A 24,731-nucleotide genomic window follows, 5' to 3' on the forward strand; every position below is an offset into this window, starting at 1 on the left:
TCTCATGGGAAGGAGAGCCTAGCGTCCCTCCAGCAGGCGCTGCTCCGCCTGTTCCATGGCCACGGCCGTGCCGAAGAGCACCAGGGTATCTCCCGCCGCCAGCACCAGCTCGCGCCTGGGATCCAGGCTGCGCTCCCCGCGATGAATCGCCTTGATGCGCACCTCTCCCAGGGCGAGATCCCGTACCCTGTGTCCCACCGCCCAGGCCTGGTCGTGCAGCAGCACGGGATGCAGCCGCTCGAGCTGTTGATCCGTCTCCAGATTGCCCGCACTCTTGCCGCCCCAGTAGAAACCGTGCAGAAAGCGATACTGGCTGCTGCGCTCGTGCTCCATGCGCCGGATCACCCGGCCGATGGGAATGTCGCAGTTGAGCAGCAGGTGGGAGACCAGCATCAGGGCTCCCTCCTGGGATTCGGGGATCACCTCGAAGGCGCCGGCCTGCTTGTAGTGTTCAAGGAAGCTGTCATCCCGGGTGCGTACCAGCACCTTGATCTCCCCCGCCAGCTCCCGGATCAGCGTCAGCATGGCATCGACCCGCTTGCGATCGTCGAAGGTGATGATCACCAGCCGCGCCCGCAGCAGACCGGCTGCCAGCAGGATGTCGCGCCGGCTGGCATCGCCGAACGCCACCTGCTCCCCCGCCAGCTTGGCCTCGCTCACCCGCTCGGGATCGAGATCCAGGGCCAGGAAGGGGATCTCTTCGAGCTTGAGAAAGCGGGCACAGGTTTGGCCGGTGCGTCCGAACCCGGCGATGATGACGTGCTGGTGTTTGCTCAGGCCCGACTGGGCCACCTCGGCGCGAGAGAGCAGGGCACTGTCGGTGAGGGAGTGGGCAAGTCCCAGCGCCCGCAACACCAGCCAGGGGGTGAGGGCGATGGAGATGACACCGATACCGATCAGCAGAGAGACCAGCTGGTGATCCAGCAAGCCGTGATGACTCGCCAGCGCCAGCAGCACAAAACCGAACTCCCCGACCTGGCTCAACATGATGCCGGCGGCCATGGCGTCGCGCTTGCGCTCCCCCATCAGGCGGCCCGCCAGCAATATGAGCAGCGACTTGCACAGGATGAGCCCCGTCACACAGGCCAACACCTGCCACCAGGCGCCCGCCACAAGCGCCCAGTCCATGGTCATGCCGATGGTAATGAAGAAGAGCCCCATCAACACGTCGCGAAACGGCTTGATGTCCACCTCGAGCTGATGACGATAGTGGGACTCCCCCAGCATCATGCCCGCCAGAAAGGCACCGAGCGCCATGGAGAGCCCCATCCACTGGGTCAGGGAGGCCGCCAGCAATGCCACCAGCAGGGCACTCAGTACGAAGAGTTCGTCTGAACGTGCGCGCGCCACCTCGAAAAACAGCATGGGCAGCAGCCACTTCCCCACCGCCAGCAGCACGGAGAGCGCAAACAACCCCTTGAGGGAGGCCCAGGCGACCTCCGCCAGCAGGGCGCTGCCCTGCACCTCGGGCTGGGCCAGGATGGGGATCATCACCAGCAGGGGCACCACGGCAAGATCCTGGAACAGCAGCACGCTCACCCCGAGCTGGGCTCGCCGGGTATGGAGCTGCTTGAGCTCGCCGAGCTGCTTGATCACCACGGCGGTGGAGGAGAGCGCCAGGGTGCCTGACACCACCAGCGCCTGGGCCAGGCTCAGCCCCCACCACCAGCCGAGCCCGAAAAACAGCAGTGAGGTGAGCAGCACCTGCAGGCTGCCGACCCCCAGCACCAGCTTGCGCATGGCGAGCAGACGCGGCAGGGAGAACTCGAGCCCGAGGGAGAACATCAGGAACACGATGCCAAGCTCCCCTATGGTCTGCATCATGGCCTGACCCGTGACGATGGCCACGCCGTGGGGGCCGAGCAGCATGCCGGCAAACAGATAGGCAAGGATCACCGGCTGGCCGAGGCGCCGGAAAATGGCCACCAGCACAACGGCGAAGATCAGCAGGATCAACACATCGGCGTACACCCATCCCTCTCCTTCATCTGCCCGGCACCCTCTTCCCTGCAAGCACAGCGCCCGCTCCCCATATGGCACGCCACTCGCTCAGCGGCAGGGATTTCCCCTCCCGTTTCATCCCGTTAAGCCTAGCCAGCCCCCTTGTTTTTCATCGGACATATTTTAGGCACAGGGCTTGCAAGAGCCTGCGCAATGAATGGAGAGGTGTAAGGGCTGTAACGTGGAAAACACATCGTCATTGAACGGCTTCGGACATGGCATAGAGCAGTGGGTACAGCAGATGGAGCGGCTTGCGCCCTTGACCGGGCAGGACCGCTATCAGCAGATCGAGCAGTTGCTGGGGCAACGGGATCTTGACGCCCTGCTGGCAATCTTTGCCGAGCGGGTGGCAAACATTGTCCGGATCCACTCGCTCCAGTTCGACTGTGGCCAGCCCCACCCCCTCATCTCGCACCCGCCCCAGGCCAGGTTGACCCTGCATGCCTATCGCTTCGAGCTGCGGGGACGACACGAGCAGTTGCTCGGCCAGTTGCACTACGAGCTGGAGCACCCCCTGAGCGACGGCCAGAGGCGGTTGCTTGAGCAATATCATCAGCTGTTCAGCCTCCCCCTGCCCCTCTATCTGCGGCTGGATCGGCTGGAACAGCAGGTGCGGCTCGACCACCTGACCGGGCTTGGCAATCGCGCCTACTTCGACGAAGCCATCGGCCGGGCGGTGGAGCAACACAGCCGGGAACCCCACGGCCTAGTGCTGGTGCTGCTGGATCTCGACAGATTCAAGCAGGTCAATGACACCTGGGGCCATCCGGTGGGCGACCTGGTGCTAAGCCGCTTCGCCCAGTTGCTGCAGGGGTGCATTCGCGGGACGGATCAGGCGTTTCGCCTCGGCGGGGACGAGTTTGCCCTGCTGCTGCAACCCGCGGACCCCGAGGCCTGGCGCCCGGTCTGGCTGCGGTTGCAACATGTGCTCCACAGCCACAAGGAGCTCAGCGCCTTCTCGGTGGGGTGCAGCCTGGGAGCCGCCAGCTGGCAGTCGGGCATGGATGTACAGCGCCTCTACGAGACGGCCGATACCCATCTCTACGCCCGCAAGAAAGCCGGGGGCTCCGGCCTGCCCGAATAGGGCATCACCCTTTCGCCTCCCGGCCCCCTGTCACTCTGCGATGTCAATCCGCATCCGGGGTGACGGGGGGCCGCCACTCCCACGCCACCCCCTCTTCTGGCGCCAGAAATCCGTCGCAGACAAAGAGCCCGGCCACCAGTGCCACCTGTTCACCGTAGTAGAGGATGGGAATGCGCCCCCGCTGCCAGGAGGGCACCCCGTACTCTTGTAGCAGCTTCTTGAGCCGCCGGCTGCCCACCCGCCCCACCGGTTTCAGCATGACGCCGGGGGCGACCTGAAAACGCACCGAGAGCGGCTCGTCCCCCCTCGGTGTCCGCAACCCTTCGCCATCCGTTCTCCAGAGCCTGAACTGCCCGAGCCCGTCCGGCAGGGTGAGCGTCTCTTCCATCCGGATGGGCAGCACCTCCTCACGGGGGGCGAGATCCGGCGCCACCAGGTAGAGGCGCCCCTGATAGCGGCGACACGCCAACCCTTGCAGGCTCAGCCTGGGGTTGGCGTCATCGCGCGCCAGCGCCACCTCCTGCCACAGCAGGCCCAGCAGCTCGCGGGAGGGCATCTCTCCCCCCTGACGGCGGATCCAGTGGCGCAGCAGGTTGTTGCGCCGCACGGGGGAGAGGGAGAGGAGTCCGTCAATGCGCAGCCCTTCTCCCTCACCCACCGCCTGCCAGTCCGCCTCGGCCAGCTCGCTGATAAGCGCCTCCTGCTCGGCGCACAGGGCCATGGTGCGCGCCGTCGTCCGGGCCATGGCGGGCCAGCGGTCCTTGAGCAGGGGGATGATCTGCTGGCGCAGGAAATTGCGGTCATAGCTCGGGTCCTCGTTGCTCTCATCCTCTACCCAGCCATAAGGAAGTGACTGCGCGGCTTGCGCCAGCTCGGCCCGGCTCATGTCGAGCAAGGGGCGCAACAGATGGCCTGCGGCAAAAGGCTGGCTCGCCACCATGCCCGCCAGCCCGCGCAGACCGGCCCCCCGCTTGAGCGCCAGCAGCAGGGTCTCCAGCTGATCGTCCTGATGGTGAGCGGTGAGCAGCCACTCCCCTTCCCCCAGGTGGGCGGCGAGTCGCTCATAACGCGCCGCCCGCGCCTGGGCCTCCAGGCTCTCCCCGTTGCCCCGGCAGAGCTGCACCCGCTCCACGATGAGGGGCACCGCCAGTTGCCGGCACACCCCTTCGCAGTGAGCCACCCAGTGGTCGGCATGTGGGCTCAGGCCGTGATGAACGTGCAGGGCGTTCAGGGCGAGGCCGTGGGCGCGTGCAAAACGGGCAGCCAGCACCAGCAAGACGGTGGAGTCGAGCCCGCCGCTGAAAGCCACCAGCAGACCGCGGGAACCTTCCGGCGCGGGCAGGGTCTGACAAAAACGAGAATAAATACGAGAAATCATAGGCTTCCCCAATACGACCAGGCCGATCTTAGCAGAGTCGGGCTTATCAAGCGCTAACCCGGCTGCTAGAGTGAATCGCTCCCTGCGTGGGCAAGGAAGCCATATAACCCGAATTGGAATAAAACCATAATGAACAACAAGAAACACATCCTGGCCACCCTCGTCGGGCTGGCCCTGCTGGCCGGTTGCAGTCAGGCACCGAGCCAACCGGACAAACACTCCGGCCTTGCGCTGGCCAACATGGACACCAGCGTCAAGCCTGGTGACGACTTCTTCCGCTACGTGAACGGCCACTGGCTCGCCACGGCCAAGATCCCCGATGACAGGCCCGCCGACGGCGCCTTCTACCTGCTGCGGGACAAATCCCTGGCGGACGTGCGAGTGCTGGTGGAGGGGCTGGATGGCAAAGCCGCCACCGGCACCCCGGCCCAGCAGATCCACGACCTCTACCAGAGCTATCTGGATCAGGCCGCCCGCAACGCCAAGGGCACCACGCCCCTGCTGCCAATGCTGAGCGAGATAGAGCAGATCAGCACGCCGCAGGATCTCGCCCGGGCCTTCGCCCAGAGCGCCCGCACCGGTGGCGGCTCCCCCTTCGGTTTCTGGATTGACGCCGACGCCAAGGCCCCTGACAGCTATGCCGTCTACCTCTACCAGGCCGGCCTCGGCCTGCCGGATCGGGACTACTACCTCAAGCGCGACCCCAACAGCCAGGCGCTGCTGCACAAGTACGAGCAACACATCGCCGCCATGCTGACCCGCTTCGGTGAGACGGATGCCCAGGCCAAGGCGAAACGCATCCTGGCCCTCGAGACCAGGCTCGCCCAGATCCAGTGGGACAACGTGGCCCTGCGAGACAGAGAGAAGAACTACAACAAGGGACCGGTGAGCGAGCTGGGGCGCCTCGCCCCCGCCATCGACTGGGACGCCTACCTGGCCCAGGCCGGCCTTGCGGGGCAGCAGAGCCTGGTCATCGGCCAGCCCACCTATCTCTCGGCCCTGAACGAGGTGATGCAGCAGACCCCGGTCGCTGACTGGCAGGCCTACCTCAAGTGGCAGCTCATCACCGATTACGCCCCCTACCTCGACAGCCAGACCGATGCCCAGAATTTTGCCTTCTTCGGCACCGCTCTTAGCGGCACGCCCAAGCAGCGCGCCCCCTGGGAGCGGGCCCTCGGGGTACTGGACAACAACCTGGGGGAGGCGGTGGGCAAGCTCTATGTCGAGCGCTACTTCCCGCCAGCGGCCAAGGCCCGTATGGAGCAGCTGGTGGAGAACCTGCGCACCGCCTACGGCCAGAGCATCCAGGAGCTGGACTGGATGTCCCCGGCCACCAAGACACAGGCCCTCGAGAAGCTCGCCAAGTTCAGACCCAAGATAGGCTACCCGGACAAGTGGAAGGACTACAGCGCCATCACCATTCGCCCCGACGATCTGGTGGGCAACCTGCAGCGGGCCCGCGCCTTCGAATACGCCGACAACCTGGCGCGCCTCGGCAAGCCGGTCGATCGGGACGAGTGGCACATGTCACCCCAGACGGTGAACGCCTACTACAACCCGAGCAACAACGAGATCGTCTTCCCGGCCGCCATTTTGCAGCCCCCCTTCTTCGACATGACGGCGGACGATGCGGTCAACTACGGCGCCATCGGCGGGGTGATCGGCCACGAGATGGGCCACGGTTTTGATGATCAGGGGGCCAAATCCGACGGTGACGGCGTGATGCGCGACTGGTGGACGCCGGCGGATCTCAAGGAGTTTCGCTTCCGCACCAGCCGGCTGGTGGCCCAGTACAACCGCTTCGAGCCCATCAAGGGCCAGTACGTCAACGGCCAGTTTACCCTGGGGGAGAACATCGGCGATCTCGGCGGCCTCACCATCGCCCACAAGGCCTACCTGCTCTCCCTGGATGGCAAGGAGGCCCCGGTGCTGGACGGTTTTACCGGCGAGCAGCGCTTCTTCCTCGGCTGGGCCCAGGTGTGGAAGGGCATGTATCGCCCCGAGCTGATGCAGATGCTGCTCGCCTCGGATCCCCACTCGCCGCCGGAATACCGGGTCAACGGCGTGGTACCGAACATCCCCGCCTTCTACGAGGCGTTCAAGATCCAGCCCGGCGACAAGCTCTATCTGGACCCGGCCAAACGGGTCAAGATATGGTGATGACAACCCGGGCAGGGGGCGGCCGACCAGCGGCCCCCTGCCCGCTTCCGACGTGGCAGGGAAGCGTCCCCTGCCCGTCACAGACACACAAGCAGCAACAAGGGTCCTCTCCATGAAAGCCTTATTCCTTACTCTCGGCCTGCTCACCCTGCCCCTCGCCAGCCAGGCGGCGGATGGCTTCTTCAAACAGCTGACACTCCCCTCCGGCCAGGTGGTGACCGTCAGCGAAGGGCGCGCCGAGCCTGCCTCCACCGGCAGCTACGACGTGCGCCTCTACTCCGGTGCCAACCCGCAGTTTCCGCTGGATCAGTTCATCGACGGCAAGGTGCTGCCGCGCGATGGCAGTATCAAGGAGATCAAGCTGCTGGATCTCAACGGCGACAAGCAGCCTGAAGTCATCGTCGTGGTGGAGAGCGCCGGCAGCGGCAGCTACCTGAGCGCCGACGCCCTCACCATCAATCCCCAGGAGGGGCTGGAGAGCTTCAACCACGTAGAGGGACTGGCCCCCAGTGACGATGTGATTGAGGCCCTCAAGACCCCCCGCGACTGACCCCCCACGCCCCGTATCACGGGGCGTTTTTTTACCCCGCGCCTCCCGATGCGGTGCCCACGGCCCCCCACAGGGCGGATGGACGACTGTTTTTTTCTGTGCCTATAATCGCCGCACCATGCCATAACGAAACACAAGGAGGTAAAAAATGGTTATCCAAGCGTGTCCGATGTTCTCGGCTCGCCTGTTCGGCACATTCAAGTGCTCTTGCCTGCATACCATCGCGCTGCGATAGCGGGTTCGAGCAAAGCCGACTCCCTTCCATACCGAGACCTTTCTCGACTCTGCCGTTGTCGCCAGCGCTCCTGATGACAGGGATTTCCTATCCCGCGATTTAAGAGAGCAAGAGCATGACAACCCTGATGAGTACCCATTCCCTGCAGATGAGTGCGGGGCACCTTCCCTTATTTGATCACCTCGAACTCGGCATTCGCGCAGGCGACCGACTCGGCCTGATTGGCGCCAACGGCTGCGGCAAGAGCACATTGCTCGCGCTGCTGGCGGGCGAGCGCACGCCCCAGGCCGGCCGGGTCGTGCAGGCCGCCGCCTGCCGCTGCGAGTTCGTGGCCCAGCAACTGCCCGCCGGGCTTTCCACCCTCAGCACCCGCGCCGTGCTGCTGGATGCGCTCGGCAACGACCCCGCCGCCGAATGGCAGGTGGACAAGCTGCTGGCCGAACTGCAGCTGGAGGCCCAGGCCACGTTGCCGGTCAGTGCACTGAGCGGTGGCCAGCACAGCCGGCTGCAGATAGGGCGCGCCCTGCTGCGCCAACCCAACCTGCTGCTGCTCGATGAGCCCAGCAACCACCTGGACTTGCCCGCCTTGCTCTGGCTCGAGCAGTTTCTGCTGGGCTGGCGCGGCGCCTTCGTGCTGGTCTCCCACGACGCTCGCCTGCTGGACCGCGTCACGGATCAGACCCTGATCCTGCGAGACGGCCAGTTGCACCGCTTCGCCCTGCCCTGCAGCCAGGCCAGGGCGGCACTGGCTGCCGAGGATGAGCAGGCCCGCCTGCGCCGGGCAGATGAGCAAAAGGAGATAGACCGCCTGAGCGCCAGCAGCAAGCGCCTCGCCATCTGGGGGCGGGAGCATGACAACGAGAAGCTGGTGCGCCAGGCCAAGTCCATGGAAAAGCGCATCGCCCGCCTGCAGGAGGAGCAGAGCCAGGTGGCGGCGCTGGCCCCCTGGCGGCTCGAGCTGCGCGGAGTGAGCCTGCCTGCCGACACCCTGCTGCGACTGGAGGTCCTCGACGTATCGCCGGCACCGGCACTGCCGCCGCTGCTGCGTGCCGAGGGACTCTGGCTGCGGGCCGGGGACAGGGTCGCCCTGCTCGGTGCCAACGGCACCGGCAAGTCCTCCCTGCTGCGCCAGTGCTGGCGCGAACTGACAGACCTGAGTCCGCAGGCGGGCTGGTACTGCCACCCCGGCGCGAGCATCGCCTATTACGATCAGTCCCTGCAGCAGCTGGCTGACGACGCCACCCTGAGCGACGCGCTGTACCCCCTGGCCCCTCTGCCTGAGGTGACGCGGCGACAGGCGCTGATCCGGGCGGGCTTCCCCTATGCCCGCCACGGCCAGCAGGTGCACACCCTGAGCGGGGGCGAGCGGGCACGGTTGCTGTTCCTCGCCCTGTCCCTCGGCAGCCACCACATGCTCTGGCTCGACGAACCCACCAATCACCTGGATCTGGCGGGCAAGGAGGAGCTGGCCGACGCCATTGCGGCCTTCCCCGGGGGCGTGCTGCTGGTCTCCCACGACCGGGAGCTGATCGAGCGCAGCTGCAACCGCTTCTGGCTGATCAGGGACGGGCGCATCCAGGAGGCTCACAGCGCCGAGCGGGCCTATGCCGAGCTGCTGGGCGATGCCCCCTTGCCGCAGGCGGGCAGCCCGGCTCGATCAGGTGACCCGCAGGCCGCGGCCGCCACGGGGGATGACGAAGAGGCGCTGCTGGCGCGCTGGTATGAGCTCGATGCCCTGCTCGCCGCCGATCTGGCCCGCAAGCCCAGGCACCAGACCCCGCGCCTGCAGCAGCAGTGGCGTGACGAGCTGGCGCGCCTTGCCGAGCGGCTCGGCTTTGCCTGACGCCAGCCCGGATCATCCATCTCTTGTTACGCAACACACGCGGCCAGCCACGGCTGGCCGCAAGGAGCCACCATGACATCAACGCAACAACCTCACATCAGGCTGGATCCGGTCAGCGACGCCGACCTGCCTCACATCTATCGCGGCCTCTCCGATCCCCGGGTCGTCGCCTACTACGGCGTCAGCTACGACAGCCTGGCGGCATGCCGGGCACAGATGGATTGGTATGCCGAGCTGACCCGCACCGGCCGTGGCGCCTGGCACCTCATTCGCGACCGGCACACGGGCGAACCGCTGGGGGCCATCGGCTACAACGATGCCGACCTGACTCACCGGTGTGCCGAGCTGGGCTACTGGCTCTATCCCGAACACTGGGGCAAGGGGGTAATGAGCGCGGCGCTGCAACTCTGGCTCCCGCTCACTTACCGCACCACCGACCTGCACCGGCTTATGGCGGTGGTGGAGGAGCCCAACCACCCCTCCGCCCGCCTGCTGGAGCGGGCCGGTTTTCACTACGAGGGCACGGCGCGGGAGTGCGAGCGCAAGGGGGATGGCTTCATCTCCCTGCGCCACTACGCCATCTTGCGCAGCGACCTGCCCGCCAGCCTGTGACCAGCAACAAAAAGCCCCGCACTGCGGGGCTTTTTTTCGGGAGTTACTTGATGGCACAGACACCCTCATCGGACGCCGAGCGGCGGCGTCTGCGCCGCCACAGGGAGAAGCCGCCATACCCCAGGCTCAGCACGACGGCATAGAGCACCTGGGTAGCGAGGGCCAGCAGCACCAGGGTGCAGAGCAGCACGCTGAGGCCCGCCAGCCCCTTGCCGGTCCCCGACAGCAAGCGCCAGCCCGCCGCCATGCAGAGCAGATAGACCAGCACGAAGTTGCCATTGGCGTAGCGGATCAACGCATCGAGGGGCAGACGCAGCCAGAGGATCAAGGTGATGGAGACGAAACAGATGGCGAGCACCCAGGCAAGGGCATGCAGGGGAGCGCCCCGGGCCGAGAGGCGAGAGAGGGAGACCGGCAGTTTGCCCTCCCGCGCCATGCTCCAGATAAGGCGCGCAAAACCTTGCAGGTAGATGTTGATGCTGGCGAAGCAGGAGAGATAGCCCAGCACCGCCACCAGCCACTTGGCGGTGGGGCCGAACAGCAGGGAGAGCAGGGCCGGAATGGCGGTGGCATTGGTCGCCTCGTCCCCGTAGAGGTCATATTTGAGCACCACCAGCGAGTGCACCCAGTAGATGAGCCCCGCCAGCAGCACGCCCCCCAACAGGGCAAGGGGGTAGTCCCGCTCTGGCCGCTTGAACTCCTCCCCCATGTGGGCGAAGGCCTCGAGCCCCACGAAACACCAGAACATCACCGCCAGCGCCGAGCCCATGGCGGGCCACTCGCTCGCCGTTGGCAGAGGCTGGGCGGCATCGCGCCAGCTGAGATCCCCCTTGACCCAGATAAGCAGGGTGAGCCCCAGAATGGCCAGGGCGATCAGCAGTTGCAGGTTGCCGGAGGAGCGCGCTCCCCGCAGCCCCAGCAGAAAGACCCCGAGCAGGGTGAGCAGCTGGATGCCCCAGAGGGTCCACTCCCCCATGTCGAACAGGGCGTGCCAGAAACCGGCGGCGATGGTGAGGGCGGCAGGCAGGCCCACCGGCAGCACCGCCAGAAACAGGAAAGCGGAGAAGCGCTCGGCGCCGTTGCCAAAGGCGAGGCCAATCAAATGGGGGGCGCCCCCCGCGTGGGGATAACGCCGCCCGAGGCGGGCGAAGGTAAAGGCGATGGGCAGCACCAGGGCAATCAGCAGCAACCAGGCCCACAGCGACGCCCCTCCCGCCAGCGAGGCGGCGGTGGCCGGTACCACGAAGATCCCGGTACCGAGCAGGGAGGTGGCGAGCAGCCCCATCCCCTGCCAGAGCCCGAGATCCTTTTTCAACCCAGACATATCCTGTTGTCCCGTCTAGAAAAACATCCCGCCATGTTAGGCCGCCACCACCGCTTTGTTAAGCATTTGTGCCCATAAAAAAACCGCCCCGGGGGGCGGCTTTCTCACAGGGATGAACGCTGTCATCAGGCAATCAGCTTGTAGATGATGCCGGACATGGCGATGAGGCCGATGAGGGTCACGAAGCCGTTGCTGAGGTTGCCGGCATATTTGCGCATGGCCGGTACCTTGGCAATGGCGTACATCGGCATCAGGAAGAGCAGCATGGCGATGATGGGGCCGCCCAGATCTTCAATCATGCCGAGGATGCTCGGGTTGATGGTGGCCACGGCCCAGGTGGTCAGGATCATGAAGACCGCGGTCACCTTGTTCAGCTGCTTGACGTCGACGTTCTTGCCCTTCTCGCGCAGGGACTTGGCCATCAGGCCGTTCATGCCCTCTTGCGCACCCAGGTAGTGACCCAGGAAGGACTTGCTGATGGCAACCATGGCGATGAGCGGTGCCACGGTGGCGATCACCGGGTTGTCGAAGTGGTTGGCCAGGTAGGAGAGGATGGAGATGTTCTGCTCCTTGGCCGCCGCCAGGTCAGCCGGGGAGAGGCTCAGCACGCAGCTGAACACGAAGAACATCACTGTCATCACCATCATGACGTGGGCGCCCAGCAGGATGTTGCTGCACTTCTTCTCGGCGTTGGCGCCGTAGCGGCCTTTGTTGTCCACCGCGAAGGAGGAGATGATCGGGGAGTGGTTGAAGGAGAACACCATCACCGGGATGGCCAGCCACAGGGTCTTGATGAAGTCACCGTTGAAGGCCTCACCCAGCGCAGGGGCTTCGGTGATGATGGCACCGTTCCAGTGCGGGATCAGGTAGACCGCCAGGCCCATCAGGGTGACCACGAACGGGAAGACCAGCACGCTCATCGCCTTGACGATGACCTGGCCGCCCAGGCGAACGATCGCCATCAGACCCAGGATCAGCACCAGGGAGAGGATGGCACGGGGAGGTGCCGTCATGCCCAGCTGGTGCACCATCAGGCTCTCGACGGTGTTGGTGATGGCCACGGAGTACATCAGCAGGATGGGGTAGATGGCGAAGAAGTAGAGCAGGGTGATGAACTTGCCTGCGGTCTTGCCGAAGTGCTCTTCCACCACCTCGGTGATGTCGCCGTCACGGGTGGAGCCGGACAGCACGAAGCGGGTCAGGCCACGGTGGGCGAAGAAGGTCAGCGGCAGGGCCAGGATCAGCATGGCGACCAGCGGCCACAGGCCACCGACACCGGCATTGATCGGCAGGAAGAGGACACCGGCGCCGATGGCGGTACCGTACAGACCCAGCATCCAGACCACGTCGGCCTTGTTGATGCCACGGGAGGAGGCTTTGCTCAAGCTGCCTTCAACTGCAATGTTCATGTCAGACATAGGGGTGTTCCTGTCATCAAGGAAAGTGGGATCTTAACTTGTCAGTGGGCCTGGGCCCGGTTCCTTTCCCTGGAACTCCAGCTATTCGTCCTGTTTGTTCCTCCGCCCCGGCCATCCGGCCGCCACTCCCTGTGGCAACCTGATTGCAACAAACACGGGCGGGGAGTCGTAATACAGAGGGGATCGTGCTCGCTCGTTAACAACGGGATAACGCTCACCTCATCCGATGAGATGACTCTAGTTAAAAGGCACTATTAATCACAGCGTTTTTTTGAATTAATCAACCAAAGTTTGATTGGAATCGCCTTTCCGTCGCTTCAGATCACACTTGAATCGCCATATTGCGATTTTTTTTTAACATATAAACTTTTTGGTGTGATCCACCTCACCTTGAGGCGCGCAACAATTTTGTCACAACCCCCTCATTGCCCCCCGATTGTCTCCCGTCGCCCCATGGCGTACCCTTTGTGTCCGCCCCTTTTCTGCGTACCGACCATGACCCTCTCCCGCACCGATCTCGCCGAGCTGGCCGTGTTTGCCGCCGTCGCCCGTCACCGCAGTTTCAGCAAGGCCGCCCTCGAGCTCGGGGTCTCCGCCTCGGCCCTGAGTCATGCCCTCAAAGGGCTGGAGAGTCGCCTGGCCGTCAGGCTGCTCAATCGCAGCACCCGGGCCGTGGTGCCGACCGAGGCAGGAGAACGGCTGCTGGCCCAGGTACTGCCGACCCTGGGGCAACTGGAGGCGGCACTGGCGGAGCTGACGCGCCACGCGGGCGAACCCGTGGGCAGGCTCAGGCTCTGTGCCCCCCGAGCCGCCATCCAGGAAGTGCTGGCCCCGGTGCTCATCGACTATCTGGTGCGCTACCCGCGCATGCAGGTGGAGGTGGAGGAGCTGGAGCTGATGCCCCGCCTCATCGAGGATGGCTACGACGCCGCCCTCTTCTACGGCGACCTGCTGCCCCAGGAGATGATCTCGGTTCCCCTGGGCCCGCAGCAGCGCTATCTGGTGGTGGGCTCCCCCGACTATCTGGCACGGCGTGGCACCCCTCGCCACCCCTCGGATCTGCGCCAGCACGACTGCATCGGCTACCGGCTCACGCCCCATCACCACTATCGCTGGGCCTTTGCCGCCGAGGGGGAACTGCTGGAGATCGAAGTGACGGGCCCGCTCACCACCAGCACGCCCGCGCTCTACCTGGGGGCGGCCGAGGCGGGGCTCGGGCTCGCCTACTGCCATGAAGGGGAGGTGTTCGACGCCCTGGCATCGGGGCGGCTGGTGAGCGTGCTGGATGACTGGAGCCCCAGCTTTGCCGGGTTCAACCTCTTCTATCCGGGCCGGCACCAGCTGGGGCAAGGGCTGCGAGCCCTGATCGACATGCTGAAGGAGTATCACAGGATCCGTTGATTGATGAGCTTTATTCAGCAATTCATCAAATGAAAGCCTGATTATCAATTAATCCATAAGAAACTAGACTGTCTGCTCGATTCCGGCCCTTTTCCCGAGTACAGATATGTCCGCCTACTTCCGCCTGCGTCAACGGGCCATGGCCCGCCGTTTCTGGGGCTATTCCCTCCCCTCCGTCATGGCCATGCTGGTCTCCGGCGCCTACTACCTGGTGGACGGCATCTTCGTCGGCCACTACGTGGGGGCCGCCGGCCTTGCCGGCATCAACCTGGTCTATCCGGTCATCATGGTGCTCATCGGCCTCGCCGCCATGATCGCCATGGGGGCCGCCACCGCCATCTCCTTCCAGCAGGGCGCCAGGAACCTCGCTCTGGCCCGCCAGGCTCTGGTCAGCGCCCTCTGGCTGCTGCTGATCCTGGGCACGGTAGCGCCGCTGCTGCTGCACCACTGGCACACCGATATCCTGCAGGCCCTGGGAATGGCCCCCGGCACCGACACCTGGCAGCAGGCCAGCGACTACCTCACCTGGATTGGCGGTGGCACCCTGCTGCTCGCCAGCAACCTGGCGGTGCCCTACCTGCTTCGCAACGACGGCCGCCCTCGCCTCGCCATGGTACTGGTGAGCGGCGGCGCCCTCCTCAACATTCTGCTCAACTACATCATGGTGGGCCGGCTCGGGCTCGGCCTCACCGGCACGGCCCAGGCCACCCTCCTCTCGGAGGCCATGGTCAGCCTGCTCGGCCTGGGGTACTTCTTCACCCGCCACGCCCGGTTGCGGCTGACCTGGCGCCAGCTGGTGCCCCGCTTCCCGGCCATGCCCGGCCTGCTCTTCACCGGGCTGCCGAGCCTCATCGCCCAGTTCAATCTGGGGCTGCTGTTGCTGCTGCACAACAGCCAGCTGATGGTGCACGGCACGGTCAAGGATCTGGCGGGCTTCACCGTGGCGGGGTACACGGAGGCGGTCTTCATCGTCATCCTGCAGGGACTGGCGTTTGGCATCCAGCCCCTGGTGAGCCAGGCAGCCGGGGCCGGGCGCCATCGCGACCTCCAGTTCCTGATGGCGATGGGGCTCAAGATCACCCTGGTCTATGGCCTGGGGGTCTGGCTGATTGTCCAGCTGCTGCCGCAGCCGGTCGCCATGCTCTACACCGGGGATCAGGACGCAGAGCTGCTCGCCGCCGCCATCAGCAGCCTGACCCTCAACCTCGCTGCCCTGCCCCTGGAGGGGATCGTCATGTTCGGCATCGTGCTGTTGCAGGCCATGGCCCGCACCCGCCAGGCCCTCGTCATCTCCGTGGCCAAGACGGTGCTGCTGCTGCCCCTCATCTTCCTGCTGCCCCTCTGGTGGGGGCGCGACGGGGTCTTGATGGCCCAGCCCGCCACCGTGCTGCTGCTGACGCCCCCCCTGTGCTGGCTGCTGTGGCGGGAGTGGCGGGCCCTGAGCCCTGCCGGAGGGCGTGCTTCCGCCCCCATGCACCGGGCGCTGACCGCCCCCTGAGACCCGCCCCGGCGTCCCCCCACAAACGTCGCCCATAAAAAAAGTCCCCGCATGCGGGGACTTTTTATTGGAAGCGGCAGATCAGCAGTAGCCGTAACCCAGCAGACGCTGGTAGCGCTGCTCCAGCAGTTGCTCGCTGTCGAGGGGGCGCAGGGCATCCAGATCCTGTTTGATGCGCGCTTTCAGGTGCTTGGCCATCTTCTCCACATCGCGGTGGGCACCACCGAGGGGCTCCTCGACGATGTTGTCGATGAGCTTCAGCTCCTTCAGGCGCTGGGCGGTAATGCCCATGGCATCCGCCGCCACCGAGGCCTTCTCGGCGCTCTTCCACAGGATGGAGGCGCACCCTTCCGGGGAGATGACCGAGTAGGTGGAGTACTGCAGCATGTTGACCCGATCGCCCACGCCGATGGCGAGAGCGCCGCCGGAGCCGCCTTCACCGATCACGGTGCAGACCACCGGCACGGTCAGGCCGGCCATGACTTTCAGGTTGCGGGCGATGGCTTCAGACTGGCCACGCTCCTCGGCACCGACGCCGGGGTAGGCACCCGGGGTGTCGATGAAGGTGATGATCGGCATCTTGAAGCGCTCGGCCATCTCCATCAGGCGCAGGGCCTTGCGGTACCCTTCCGGACGCGGCATGCCGAAGTTGCGCTTGATCTTCTCCTTGGTCTCGCGACCCTTCTGGTGACCGATGATCATCACGGGCTCGCCGTCGAGACGGGCGATGCCGCCGACGATGGCCTTGTCATCGGCATAGGCGCGATCCCCGGCCAGCTCGTCGAAATCGGTGAAGATCTGCTCGATGTAGTCGAGGGTGTAGGGGCGCTGGGGATGACGTGCCATCTGGGATACCTGCCAGGCACCCAGATCGCCGAAGATCTTCTTGGTCAGCTCTTCGTTTTTCTTCTCCAGCCGGCGAATGTCTTCGCTGAGATCCACGGCACTGTTGTGCTCGCTCACATGGCGCAGTTCATCGATCTGTGCCTGCAACTCGGCGATCGGCTGTTCAAAATCCAGAAAAAGACTCATAGGGACAATAGATCCTCTAATCAAAAACCAATTCAACCCGCTCTCGTCCAAGCAGGACTCGCAAGTCATCTATCAGTTGATCGGTGGGCGTCACCCGCCACTCGGTACCGAGCGTCAATCGCACCCGGGAACCGGGGCGACGATAGTTTACCTGAACCGGACAGACTCCGGCACGGGCGGGCTCCAAAATCTCGCACAAACGCGGGAAAAAGCGCTCGTCAATGCGTTGTTCATCGAGGGAGATGCGGATTGCCCTGGCAAAACGCTCCCTCGCATCGTTGATATCCAGCAACTCGCGGGCCGACATTTTAAGGCCACCGGAGAAGTCATCAAAGCTGACCTGTCCAGAAACCACTAAAATACGGTCTTTTTGCATCAATTCTTCGTATTTTTCCAGCGCTTCACTGAAAAGGGTCACATCCAGACGGCCGGATCTGTCGTCCAGGGTGAAGATCCCCATCTTGTTGCCGCGCTTGGTCACCATGCTGCGCGCCGCGATCACCAACCCCGCCGCCGTGGTCACCGTATCCCGGGAGGTGGGATGCAGATCGCACAGCCGACCCGAGGTGTAGCGCCGCAGCTCGCTGCTGTACTGGTTGATGGGGTGACCGGTGAGGTAGAGCCCGAGGGTCTCGCGTTCCCCTTCCAGCCACACCTTGTCAGGCCAGTGCGGCACGTTGGCGAACGCCTTCTTGACGTCGTCGATCTCCTCCGTGAGCACGCCGAACATGTCGACCTGCCCCACCGCCTGGGCCTTGGCGTGCTGCTCGGCGGCGCGCATCGCCTCCTCCAGGGTCGCCATCAGGGCGGCGCGGTGGGGGCCGAGCCTGTCCATGGCGCCGGAGAGGATGAGCTTCTCCATCACCCGTTTGTTGAGCTTCTTGATGTCGACCCGGTTGCAGAAATCGAACAGGTCGCGGAATGGACCGTCCCGATCCCGCGCGTCCAGGATCGCCTCGATGGGCCCTTCCCCTACTCCCTTCACCGCGCCGATGCCGTAGACGATGTGGCCGTCCTCGTTGACGCTGAAGCGGTAGCGACCGGTGTTGACGTCCGGCGGGATCACAGTCAGCCCCATGCGCTGACACTCGTCCACCAGGGTCACTATCTTGTCGGTGTTGTCCATGTCCGCGGTCATCACCGCCGCCATGAACTCCGCCGGGAAGTGGGTCTTGAGCCAGAGGGTCTGGTAGGAGACCAGCGCATAGGCAGCGGAGTGGGACTTGTTGAAGCCGTAGCCCGCAAACTTCTCCACCAGATCGAAGATCTTCATCGCCAGTTCGCCGTCGACGCCGTTCTTGACCGCCCCCTCCTCGAAGCCCGCCCGCTGCTTGGCCATCTCTTCGGGTTTTTTCTTGCCCATGGCCCGACGCAGCATGTCCGCGCCACCCAGGGTATACCCCGCCAGGGTCTGGGCGATCTGCATCACCTGCTCCTGGTAGAGGATGATGCCGTAGGTGGGCTCGAGTATGGGTTTGAGGCTCTCGTGCTGCCACTTCTCGTCCGGGTAGGAGATGGCCTCCTTGCCGTGCTTGCGCTCGATGAAGTTGTCCACCATGCCCGACTGGAGCGGGCCCGGACGGAACAGGGCCACCAGCGCGATCATGTCTTCGAAGCAGTCGGGCTGCAGGCGCTTGATGAGGTCCTTCATGCCGCGGGATTCGAGCTGGAACACCGCCGTGGTCTCGAAACGCTGCAAGAGGGCGAACGACTTCTTGTCATCGATGGGGATGGCGGCGATGTCCACCGGCGGCTTGCCCTCTTTGGCAAGACGGGGGTTTATCATGCCAAGGGCCCAGTCGATGATGGTGAGGGTGCGCAGCCCCAGGAAGTCGAACTTCACCAGCCCGGCGTACTCCACGTCGTTCTTGTCGAACTGGGTGACCGGGTGATGCCCCTCGTCGTCGCAATAGAGCGGCGCGAAGTCGGTGATCTTGGTAGGCGCGATCACCACGCCACCGGCGTGCTTGCCGGCGTTGCGCACCACCCCTTCGAGGCGGCGGGCCATGTCGATGAGGTCCTTGACCTCCTCGTCCTGCTCGTAGAGCTCCGGCAACTTGGGCTCGGCTTCGAACGCCTTGGCGAGGGTCATGCCCGGATCCGGCGGAATCAGCTTGGAGATGCGATCCACAAAACCGTAGGCGTGGCCCAGCACACGGCCGACGTCCCGCACCACCGCCTTGGCCGCCATGCTGCCGAAGGTGATGATCTGGGACACCGCCTCCCGGCCATACATCTCGGAGACGTGATCGATCACCTCGTCGCGCCTGTCCATACAGAAGTCGACGTCGAAGTCGGGCATGGAGACCCGCTCGGGGTTCAGGAAACGTTCGAACAGCAGGTCAAATTCCAGCGGATCGAGATCGGTGATCTTGAGGGCGTAGGCCACCAGCGACCCCGCCCCCGAGCCCCGGCCCGGACCAACGGGGATGCCGTTGTCCTTGGACCACTGGATAAACTCCATCACGATGAGGAAGTAACCCGGGAAGCCCATCTGGTTGATCACTTTGAGCTCGATGTCGAGACGCTCGTCATACTCGGGACGACGCTCGGCCCGCACCGCCGGATCCGGGAACAGGAAGGCCAGCCGCTCCTCCAGCCCTTCCTTCGACTTCATGACCAGGAAGTCCTCGGTGGTCATGTCGCCGGTGGGGAAGTTGGGCAGGAAATACTCGCCAAGGCGCACCGTCACGTTGCAGCGCTTGGCGATCTCCACCGTGTTTTCCAGGGCTTCCGGGATGTCGGCAAACAGCTCCGCCATCTCCTCCTGACTGCGCAGGTACTGCTGGGGGCTGTAGCGGCGCGGTCGGCGCTTGTCCATCAGGGTGTAGCCGTCGTGGATGGCGACCCGGATCTCGTGGGCATCGAAGTCATCGGCAGTGAGGAACACCACCTCGTTGGTGGCCACCACCGGCAGTTCGAACTCGGTGGCAATGGCCACCGCCATGTGCAGGTAGACTTCCTCGTCCGGGCGGCCGGTACGCAGCAGCTCCAAGTAGTAGGCATCCGGGAAGTGGGTCTGGTAGAAGGCGAGGCAATGCTCCACCATCTGGCGGTTGCCCTTGAGCAGGAACTTGCCCACATCCCCCTCGCGCCCGCCGGAGAGGACGATCACCCCCTTGGCATGTTCGCCAAGCCAGGCCTTGTCGATGACGGGCCGCCCCTGCACATGACCGCGCTGATAGCCGCGGGAGATGAGCAGGGTGATGTTCTGGTAGCCGTCGTTGTCCATGGCGAGCAGGGTGAGGCGAAACTGCTCGTCCCCAAGCTCGTCGCTCTGCACCCAGAAATCCGCCCCGACCAGGGGCTTGATCCCCTTGCCGTGGGCAGAGCCGTAGAAGCGCACCAGGCCGCACATGTTCATCTGGTCCGTCAGGGCCAGGGCCGGCATGTTGTTGGCGGCGGCAGCGGAGACGATGGGACCGATCTTCTGCAGGCCGTCGACCATGGAGAAGTCGGAGTGCACCCTCAGGTGGATGAAACGGGGATCAGCCATGGTCACGCCCTCTCATTGCGCAAGCAGAAATCGTTCAGACAGATCGGCATCGGTTATTCGATCCCCAGGGCGCGGCGCACCGGCTTGAAGCTCTGCCGGTATTCGGGCAGCGGACCCCGTTCGGCCAGAATGGCGAGGTGCTCCGCCGTCGGGTAGCCCTTGTGGCGGGCGAAACCGTACTCGGGATGGCGGCTGTCCAGCTCGGTCATCTCGGCGTCCCGGGTCACCTTGGCGAGGATGGAGGCGGCGCTGATGGCGGCCACCAGGCTGTCACCCTTGACCACGGCGCGGGCCTCCATCGGCAATCTGGGGCAGCGGTTGCCGTCGATGAAAACCAGCTCGGGCGTCACCTTGAGCCCCGCCACGGCGCGCTGCATCGCCAGCATGGTGGCGTGCAGGATGTTGAGCTCGTCGATTTCCGCCGGGCTGGCGCGGCCGATGGCATAGGCCAGCGCCTTCTCTTTGATCTCGCCAAACAGGGCGAGGCGCTTCTTCTCGGAGAGCTTCTTGGAGTCGGCGAGGCCAAGGATGGGATTGGCAGGATCCAGGATCACCGCGGCGGTGACCACGTCACCCACCAGGGGGCCGCGACCCACCTCGTCCACCCCGGCAATCAGCTTGTCTTCGGGAATATCGATCGTCATCTCATAGCCTTGAATCAAAACCGGCCCCGCAGGGCCAGTATCAGCACAACATCACGCCTGACACACAGGCAGAGCCCACTAGCGTTCCAGCAGCGCGGCAACCGCTTCCGCTGCCTGCACATCCGCATTGCAGCGGATCTTCTCGTGCAACCGGGTGAAGGTGGCGATGAGCTCGCTGTTGTCATGGTCCAGCAGCTTGCTCACCTCTTCCACCAGGTTGGCCGGGGTGCACTCGTGCTGGATGAGCTCGGGCACCAGCATCTTGTCCGCCAGCAGGTTCGGCAGGGAGACATAATCCGTCTTCACCAGCCACTGGGCCAGCAAGTAGCTGAAGGGTTTGAGCTTGTAACCGACCACCATGGGCTTTTTCACCAGCATGGCCTCGAGGGCCGCGGTGCCGGAGGCGAGCATCACCACGTCGGCGGCAATCATGGCCTCGCGGCCCTGGCCGTCCAGCAGCACCATGTCGAGCTCCGGGGCCACCTCGGCCTTGATGGCGAGGAACTGCTCGCGCCGTTTCTGGTTGACCAGAGGCACGATGAAACCGAGATCCGGGTTGTGCACCGTCAGGTGCTTGCACGCCTCGAGGAAGACCGGCGCCATGAAGCCCACTTCCGCCGTGCGACTCCCCGGCAGCACCGCCAGCCAGCGACGGGCGGGATCGATGCCGAGGGCCTCGCGCACCTCCCCTTGATCCGGCACCAGCGGAATGTCGTCCGCCATGGTGTGGCCGACGAAGCGACAGGGGGCATCGAAACGGTCGTAGAAGGCTTTCTCGAACGGCAGGAAGGCGAGCACCATGTCGGTGGCGGCCTTGATCTTGTGAATGCGGCCCTGACGCCAGGCCCAGACGGAGGGACTGACATAGTGGACCGTCTTGATACCGGCGCGGCGCAGTTTCAGCTCCACCCCGATATTGAAATCCGGTGCATCCACACCGACGAAGATGTCGGGGGGATTGGCGATGAAGTGGCGCAGCAGTTCGCGGCGCACCTGGAGGATGCGGGGCAGACGGCCCAGCACCTCGGTGATGCCCATGACGGAGAGCTCCTCCATCTCGAACAGCGCCTTCACGCCGAGAGCCTGCATCCGCGGCCCGGCGATCCCTTCGAACTGCGCATCCGGGTAGCGGGCTTGCAGTTCGCGCACCAGCCCTGCGGCCAGGATGTCGCCGGAGGTCTCTCCGGCGACGATGCCGATGCGAATGGGATCAGGCACGGATGATCCCGCGCTCGTTGTCCTTGAGGAAATCCACATAGAGCTGGATGGCCGGTTCGCTCTGGGCCATCTCGCTCAGCACGGGCAACACCTCTTCAATGGTCTTGCCGGAGCGGAAGATCTCCTTGTAGGCGCGCTTGACGGCAGAGATCGCCTCGGCGCTGAAGCCACGACGACGCAGGCCTTCGGAGTTGACCCCGAACGGCTTGGCGTAGTTGCCGGCGGCCATCACGTAGGGCGGCACGTCCTTGTTCAGGGCAGCGCAGCCGCCGACGAAGGCGTGGGAGCCGACGCGGCCGAATTGGTGAATGGCAGACAGACCGCCGAAGATCACGAAGTCACCGATGTGCACATGGCCCGCCAGGGTGGCGTTGTTGGCGAAGATGCAGTTGTCACCGATGATGCAGTCGTGGGCCACGTGAACGTTGACCATGAACAGGTTGCCGCTACCCACCTTGGTCAGGCTCTGGTCCTGGGTGGTGCCGCGGTGCACGGTGCAGTTCTCGCGAAACACGTTGTTGTCGCCGATCTCGAGGAAGGTGCGCTCACCGGCGTACTTCTTGTCCTGGCAATCCTCACCGATGGAGGTGTGCTGGAAGATCTTGTTGCCGCGACCGATCTTGGTCGGGCCCTTGATCACCACGTGGGAGCTCACCCAGGTGTTGTCACCGATTTCCACCTCGGCGCCGATGACGGTGAAGGGGCCGATTTCAACCCCTTTGCCGATGACGGCAGACTCATGGACTATGGCGGTGTCGTGGATGATGGCAGTCTGATCGATCACGGTTATACCTCGCGCTTGGCGCACATCAGTTCGGCAGTACAGACCACTTCACCGTCGACGGTGGCGACACCGGTGAACTTGGCGATGCCGCGACGCTCCTTCAGGAACTCCACATCCAGCACCAGCTGATCGCCGGGGCCCACCGGGCGCTTGAAGCGGGCATTGTCGATGGAGGCAAAGTAATAAAGCTCGTTGGGGGACGGCTTGCCCACCATGGTGAAGGCCAGGATACCGGTGGCCTGGGCCATGGCTTCCAGGATCAGCACGCCGGGGAAGACCGGCTTGGCCGGGAAGTGGCCCTGGAAGATCGGCTCGTTGAACGAGACGTTCTTGATGGCGCGCAGGGTCTTGCGCTCATCGCTGATCTCGTAGTTTTCCACCTTGTCCACCATCAGGAACGGATAACGGTGGGGCAGCAGATCCATGATTTCCTGGATGCCCAGGCTCTTCTTTTCAGTAGTCAAAACAGTACCCTATACCAATCGTGATTATTCTTGATCCAGCTTTTTCTCAAGCTTGCTCAACCGCTTGTGCATCTCTTCGATACGCATCACCCGGGCGGCGGTCTTGCGCCACTCTTTATTGGTTTGCAGGGGGATGCCGGAAGAGTAGATACCGGGCTCGGTGATGGGACGCATCACCATGGCCATGCCGGTGACGGTGGCCTGGTCGCAGATCTCCATGTGCCCGTTAAAGACGGAGGCACCACCAATGATACAGTATTTGCCGACCTTGAGACTACCGGCCATCACGGTGGAGCCCGCCACGGCAGTGCCGTAGCCGATCTCGACGTTGTGGGCGATCTGGCACTGGTTGTCGATGATGACGTTGTCAGCGATGCGGGTATCTTCCAGCGCACCACGGTCGATGGTGGTGCAGGCACCGATCTCGACCCGGTTGCCGATGGTCACGCCGCCGAGCTGGGGGATCTTGATCCACTCGCCGCGCTCGTTGGCATAACCGAAACCGTCTGCCCCGATCACGGTGCCGGCCTGTACCAGACAGTCCGTGCCCAGGGTCACGTTGTGATAGAGGGTGACGTTGGCCCACAACCGGGAGCGCGCTCCCAGTCGGGTATCCTTGCCAACGAAACAGCCCGGGCCGATGCGCACATCGTCACCCAGCACGACGCCGGATTCGATCACCGCATTGGCACCGATGGCCACTCTCTCGCCCAGTTGCACATCCGCCGCGATGACGGCGCTCGGATGGATATCCATGGCCGGCTGCGGGGTGGTGTCCAGCAGTTGGGCAACCCGTGCAAAGCCCACGTAGGGGTCCTTGAGCACCAGGGCGTTGGTGGGGCAAAACGGCAGGTCTGCCTCGGTGATGAGCACGGCAGTGGCCTTGCTCTGCTCCAGAAAATGCCGGTACTTCTTGTTGGACAGGAAGGCTATCTCCCCCTCCCCGGCTTTTTCCAGTGTCGCGACCTTGCGAATTTCCCGGGTCCCATCCCCATGGACCTCGGCCCCCAGTTGCTGGGCCAGCTGTGCGAGAGTGAATGCCATCAATTAGTTGCTCTTGCTAACCTGAGAAATAACCTGGCCGGAGATGTCCAGCTTGCTGGCTGCATAAGGGGCGGCGTTGCGCTCCAGCACCAGATCGTAGCCATTGCTCTTGGCGATGGCGTCGATGGCAGCCTGCACCTTGGTCAGGATCTTGTTGCGCTCTTCGGACTGACGGCGACCGTTGTCCTGTTCAAACGCCTGACGCTTCTGGTTGAATTCCATCTGCAGCTTGGCCAGCTTCTCCTGGCTCTGCTTCTTCTGCTCGGCGCTCATGAAGGCTTCGTCCTTCTTGAACTTCTCGACCAGTGCCTGACCGTCGGACTCCAGCTTCTGCAGTTCACGCATGCGCGGCTCGAACTCGCCCTTCAGCTTCTTGGCAACGGCTTCACGCTGGGGCAGCTTTTGGAAGACTTCGCCCATGTCGACCACGGCAATCTTGGTCTCAGCGAAGGCAGAACCCATGCCGGCAGCCATCAGTGCAAAGCTCAAACCAGCTACTTTCAACGCTTTATTCACACTTACTCCTTGGTCCCTCGGTCGAGGGC

The 24,731-nt window shown here is 64.2% G+C and carries 19 protein-coding genes; 7 read left to right on the forward strand and 12 right to left on the reverse strand.

All coding sequences use genetic code 11. From position 1 onward, the window contains the following. Window positions 1-18: 18 nt before the first annotated feature. On the reverse strand, window positions 19-1,971 hold the full coding sequence (locus tag ACVDHI_RS02710; protein WP_180344789.1) for a monovalent cation:proton antiporter family protein: 1,953 nt from the start codon (window positions 1,969-1,971) through the stop codon (window positions 19-21). A 187-nt stretch (window positions 1,972-2,158) separates the two neighbouring features. Between ACVDHI_RS02710 and ACVDHI_RS02715 the strand changes: the two genes are divergently transcribed. Beyond that, entirely contained in the window at window positions 2,159-3,085 is a 927-nt protein-coding gene (locus tag ACVDHI_RS02715; RefSeq protein WP_039039444.1) for a GGDEF domain-containing protein, read from the forward strand. A 43-nt stretch (window positions 3,086-3,128) separates the two neighbouring features. On the opposite strand, the gene tilS is transcribed toward ACVDHI_RS02715, so the two are convergent. Further along, a complete protein-coding gene (gene tilS / locus ACVDHI_RS02720) occupies window positions 3,129-4,463 on the reverse strand; it encodes a tRNA lysidine(34) synthetase TilS (protein WP_244058956.1) in 1,335 nt (444 codons plus the stop codon). A gap of 129 nt (window positions 4,464-4,592) precedes the next feature. On the opposite strand from tilS, the gene ACVDHI_RS02725 reads away from it, so the two are divergent. From ACVDHI_RS02725 to ACVDHI_RS02740, 4 genes are all read left to right on the forward strand, one after another. Beyond that, on the forward strand, window positions 4,593-6,623 hold the full coding sequence (locus tag ACVDHI_RS02725; protein WP_270804508.1) for a M13 family metallopeptidase: 2,031 nt from the start codon (window positions 4,593-4,595) through the stop codon (window positions 6,621-6,623). A 112-nt stretch (window positions 6,624-6,735) separates the two neighbouring features. Continuing rightward, window positions 6,736-7,173, forward strand: a complete 438-nt coding sequence (locus tag ACVDHI_RS02730) for a PliI family lysozyme inhibitor of I-type lysozyme (RefSeq protein WP_201934736.1) — start codon at window positions 6,736-6,738, stop codon at window positions 7,171-7,173. Window positions 7,174-7,523: 350 nt separating this feature from the next. Further along, window positions 7,524-9,251 (forward strand): ABC-F family ATP-binding cassette domain-containing protein, encoded by a 1,728-nt coding sequence (locus ACVDHI_RS02735; protein ID WP_324018234.1) that lies wholly within the window; start codon window positions 7,524-7,526, stop codon window positions 9,249-9,251. Window positions 9,252-9,323: 72 nt separating this feature from the next. Beyond that, window positions 9,324-9,863, forward strand: a complete 540-nt coding sequence (locus ACVDHI_RS02740) for a GNAT family N-acetyltransferase (protein WP_447211659.1) — start codon at window positions 9,324-9,326, stop codon at window positions 9,861-9,863. Window positions 9,864-9,906: 43 nt separating this feature from the next. On the opposite strand, the gene yjeH is transcribed toward ACVDHI_RS02740, so the two are convergent. Together yjeH and ACVDHI_RS02750 are read right to left on the reverse strand one after the other, a co-directional pair. Then, entirely contained in the window at window positions 9,907-11,187 is a 1,281-nt protein-coding gene (gene yjeH / locus ACVDHI_RS02745) for an L-methionine/branched-chain amino acid transporter (RefSeq protein ID WP_041211297.1), read from the reverse strand. A gap of 125 nt (window positions 11,188-11,312) precedes the next feature. Then, the gene (locus tag ACVDHI_RS02750) at window positions 11,313-12,605 is read right to left on the reverse strand and encodes an HAAAP family serine/threonine permease (protein ID WP_039039437.1); all 1,293 of its coding nucleotides are present in this window, start codon (window positions 12,603-12,605) and stop codon (window positions 11,313-11,315) included. Between the two features lie 495 nt (window positions 12,606-13,100). Here ACVDHI_RS02750 and ACVDHI_RS02755 point away from each other — a divergent pair, with 495 nt between their 5' ends. Next, window positions 13,101-14,006, forward strand: coding sequence for a LysR family transcriptional regulator (locus ACVDHI_RS02755; RefSeq protein WP_039039436.1), 906 nt, complete (start codon window positions 13,101-13,103; stop codon window positions 14,004-14,006). A gap of 106 nt (window positions 14,007-14,112) precedes the next feature. After that, window positions 14,113-15,504 carry an MATE family efflux transporter gene (locus ACVDHI_RS02760; RefSeq protein WP_447211660.1) on the forward strand — a complete coding sequence of 464 codons (1,392 nt, stop codon included), beginning with the start codon at window positions 14,113-14,115 and terminating at the stop codon, window positions 15,502-15,504. Window positions 15,505-15,585: 81 nt separating this feature from the next. Here the strand turns inward: ACVDHI_RS02760 and accA are convergent, their stop codons facing one another. From accA to ACVDHI_RS02800, 8 genes are all read right to left on the reverse strand, one after another. Then, window positions 15,586-16,536: an acetyl-CoA carboxylase carboxyl transferase subunit alpha gene (gene accA / locus ACVDHI_RS02765; protein ID WP_010673419.1), complete on the reverse strand. Its 951-nt coding sequence runs from the start codon at window positions 16,534-16,536 to the stop codon at window positions 15,586-15,588. A gap of 16 nt (window positions 16,537-16,552) precedes the next feature. Continuing rightward, the gene (gene dnaE / locus ACVDHI_RS02770; protein ID WP_042015569.1) at window positions 16,553-20,032 is read right to left on the reverse strand and encodes a DNA polymerase III subunit alpha; all 3,480 of its coding nucleotides are present in this window, start codon (window positions 20,030-20,032) and stop codon (window positions 16,553-16,555) included. 53 nt (window positions 20,033-20,085) lie between these two features. Beyond that, window positions 20,086-20,676, reverse strand: a complete 591-nt coding sequence (rnhB, locus tag ACVDHI_RS02775; RefSeq protein ID WP_039039433.1) for a ribonuclease HII — start codon at window positions 20,674-20,676, stop codon at window positions 20,086-20,088. Between the two features lie 78 nt (window positions 20,677-20,754). Continuing rightward, window positions 20,755-21,894 (reverse strand): lipid-A-disaccharide synthase, encoded by a 1,140-nt coding sequence (gene lpxB, locus ACVDHI_RS02780; RefSeq protein ID WP_128296776.1) that lies wholly within the window; start codon window positions 21,892-21,894, stop codon window positions 20,755-20,757. Further along, window positions 21,887-22,678, reverse strand: coding sequence for an acyl-ACP--UDP-N-acetylglucosamine O-acyltransferase (gene lpxA / locus ACVDHI_RS02785; RefSeq protein WP_010673415.1), 792 nt, complete (start codon window positions 22,676-22,678; stop codon window positions 21,887-21,889). The genes lpxB and lpxA overlap by 8 nt, the downstream gene beginning before the upstream one ends. A gap of 2 nt (window positions 22,679-22,680) precedes the next feature. Continuing rightward, complete coding sequence (fabZ, locus tag ACVDHI_RS02790) at window positions 22,681-23,142, reverse strand: 3-hydroxyacyl-ACP dehydratase FabZ (RefSeq protein WP_010673414.1); 462 nt, start codon at window positions 23,140-23,142, stop codon at window positions 22,681-22,683. Between the two features lie 24 nt (window positions 23,143-23,166). Beyond that, complete coding sequence (lpxD, locus tag ACVDHI_RS02795) at window positions 23,167-24,186, reverse strand: UDP-3-O-(3-hydroxymyristoyl)glucosamine N-acyltransferase (protein WP_039039449.1); 1,020 nt, start codon at window positions 24,184-24,186, stop codon at window positions 23,167-23,169. Between the two features lie 3 nt (window positions 24,187-24,189). Next, window positions 24,190-24,702, reverse strand: coding sequence for an OmpH family outer membrane protein (locus tag ACVDHI_RS02800; protein WP_029313943.1), 513 nt, complete (start codon window positions 24,700-24,702; stop codon window positions 24,190-24,192). Window positions 24,703-24,731: the final 29 nt, after the last annotated feature.

This window comes from Aeromonas sp. 25-248 (assembly GCF_053005425.1).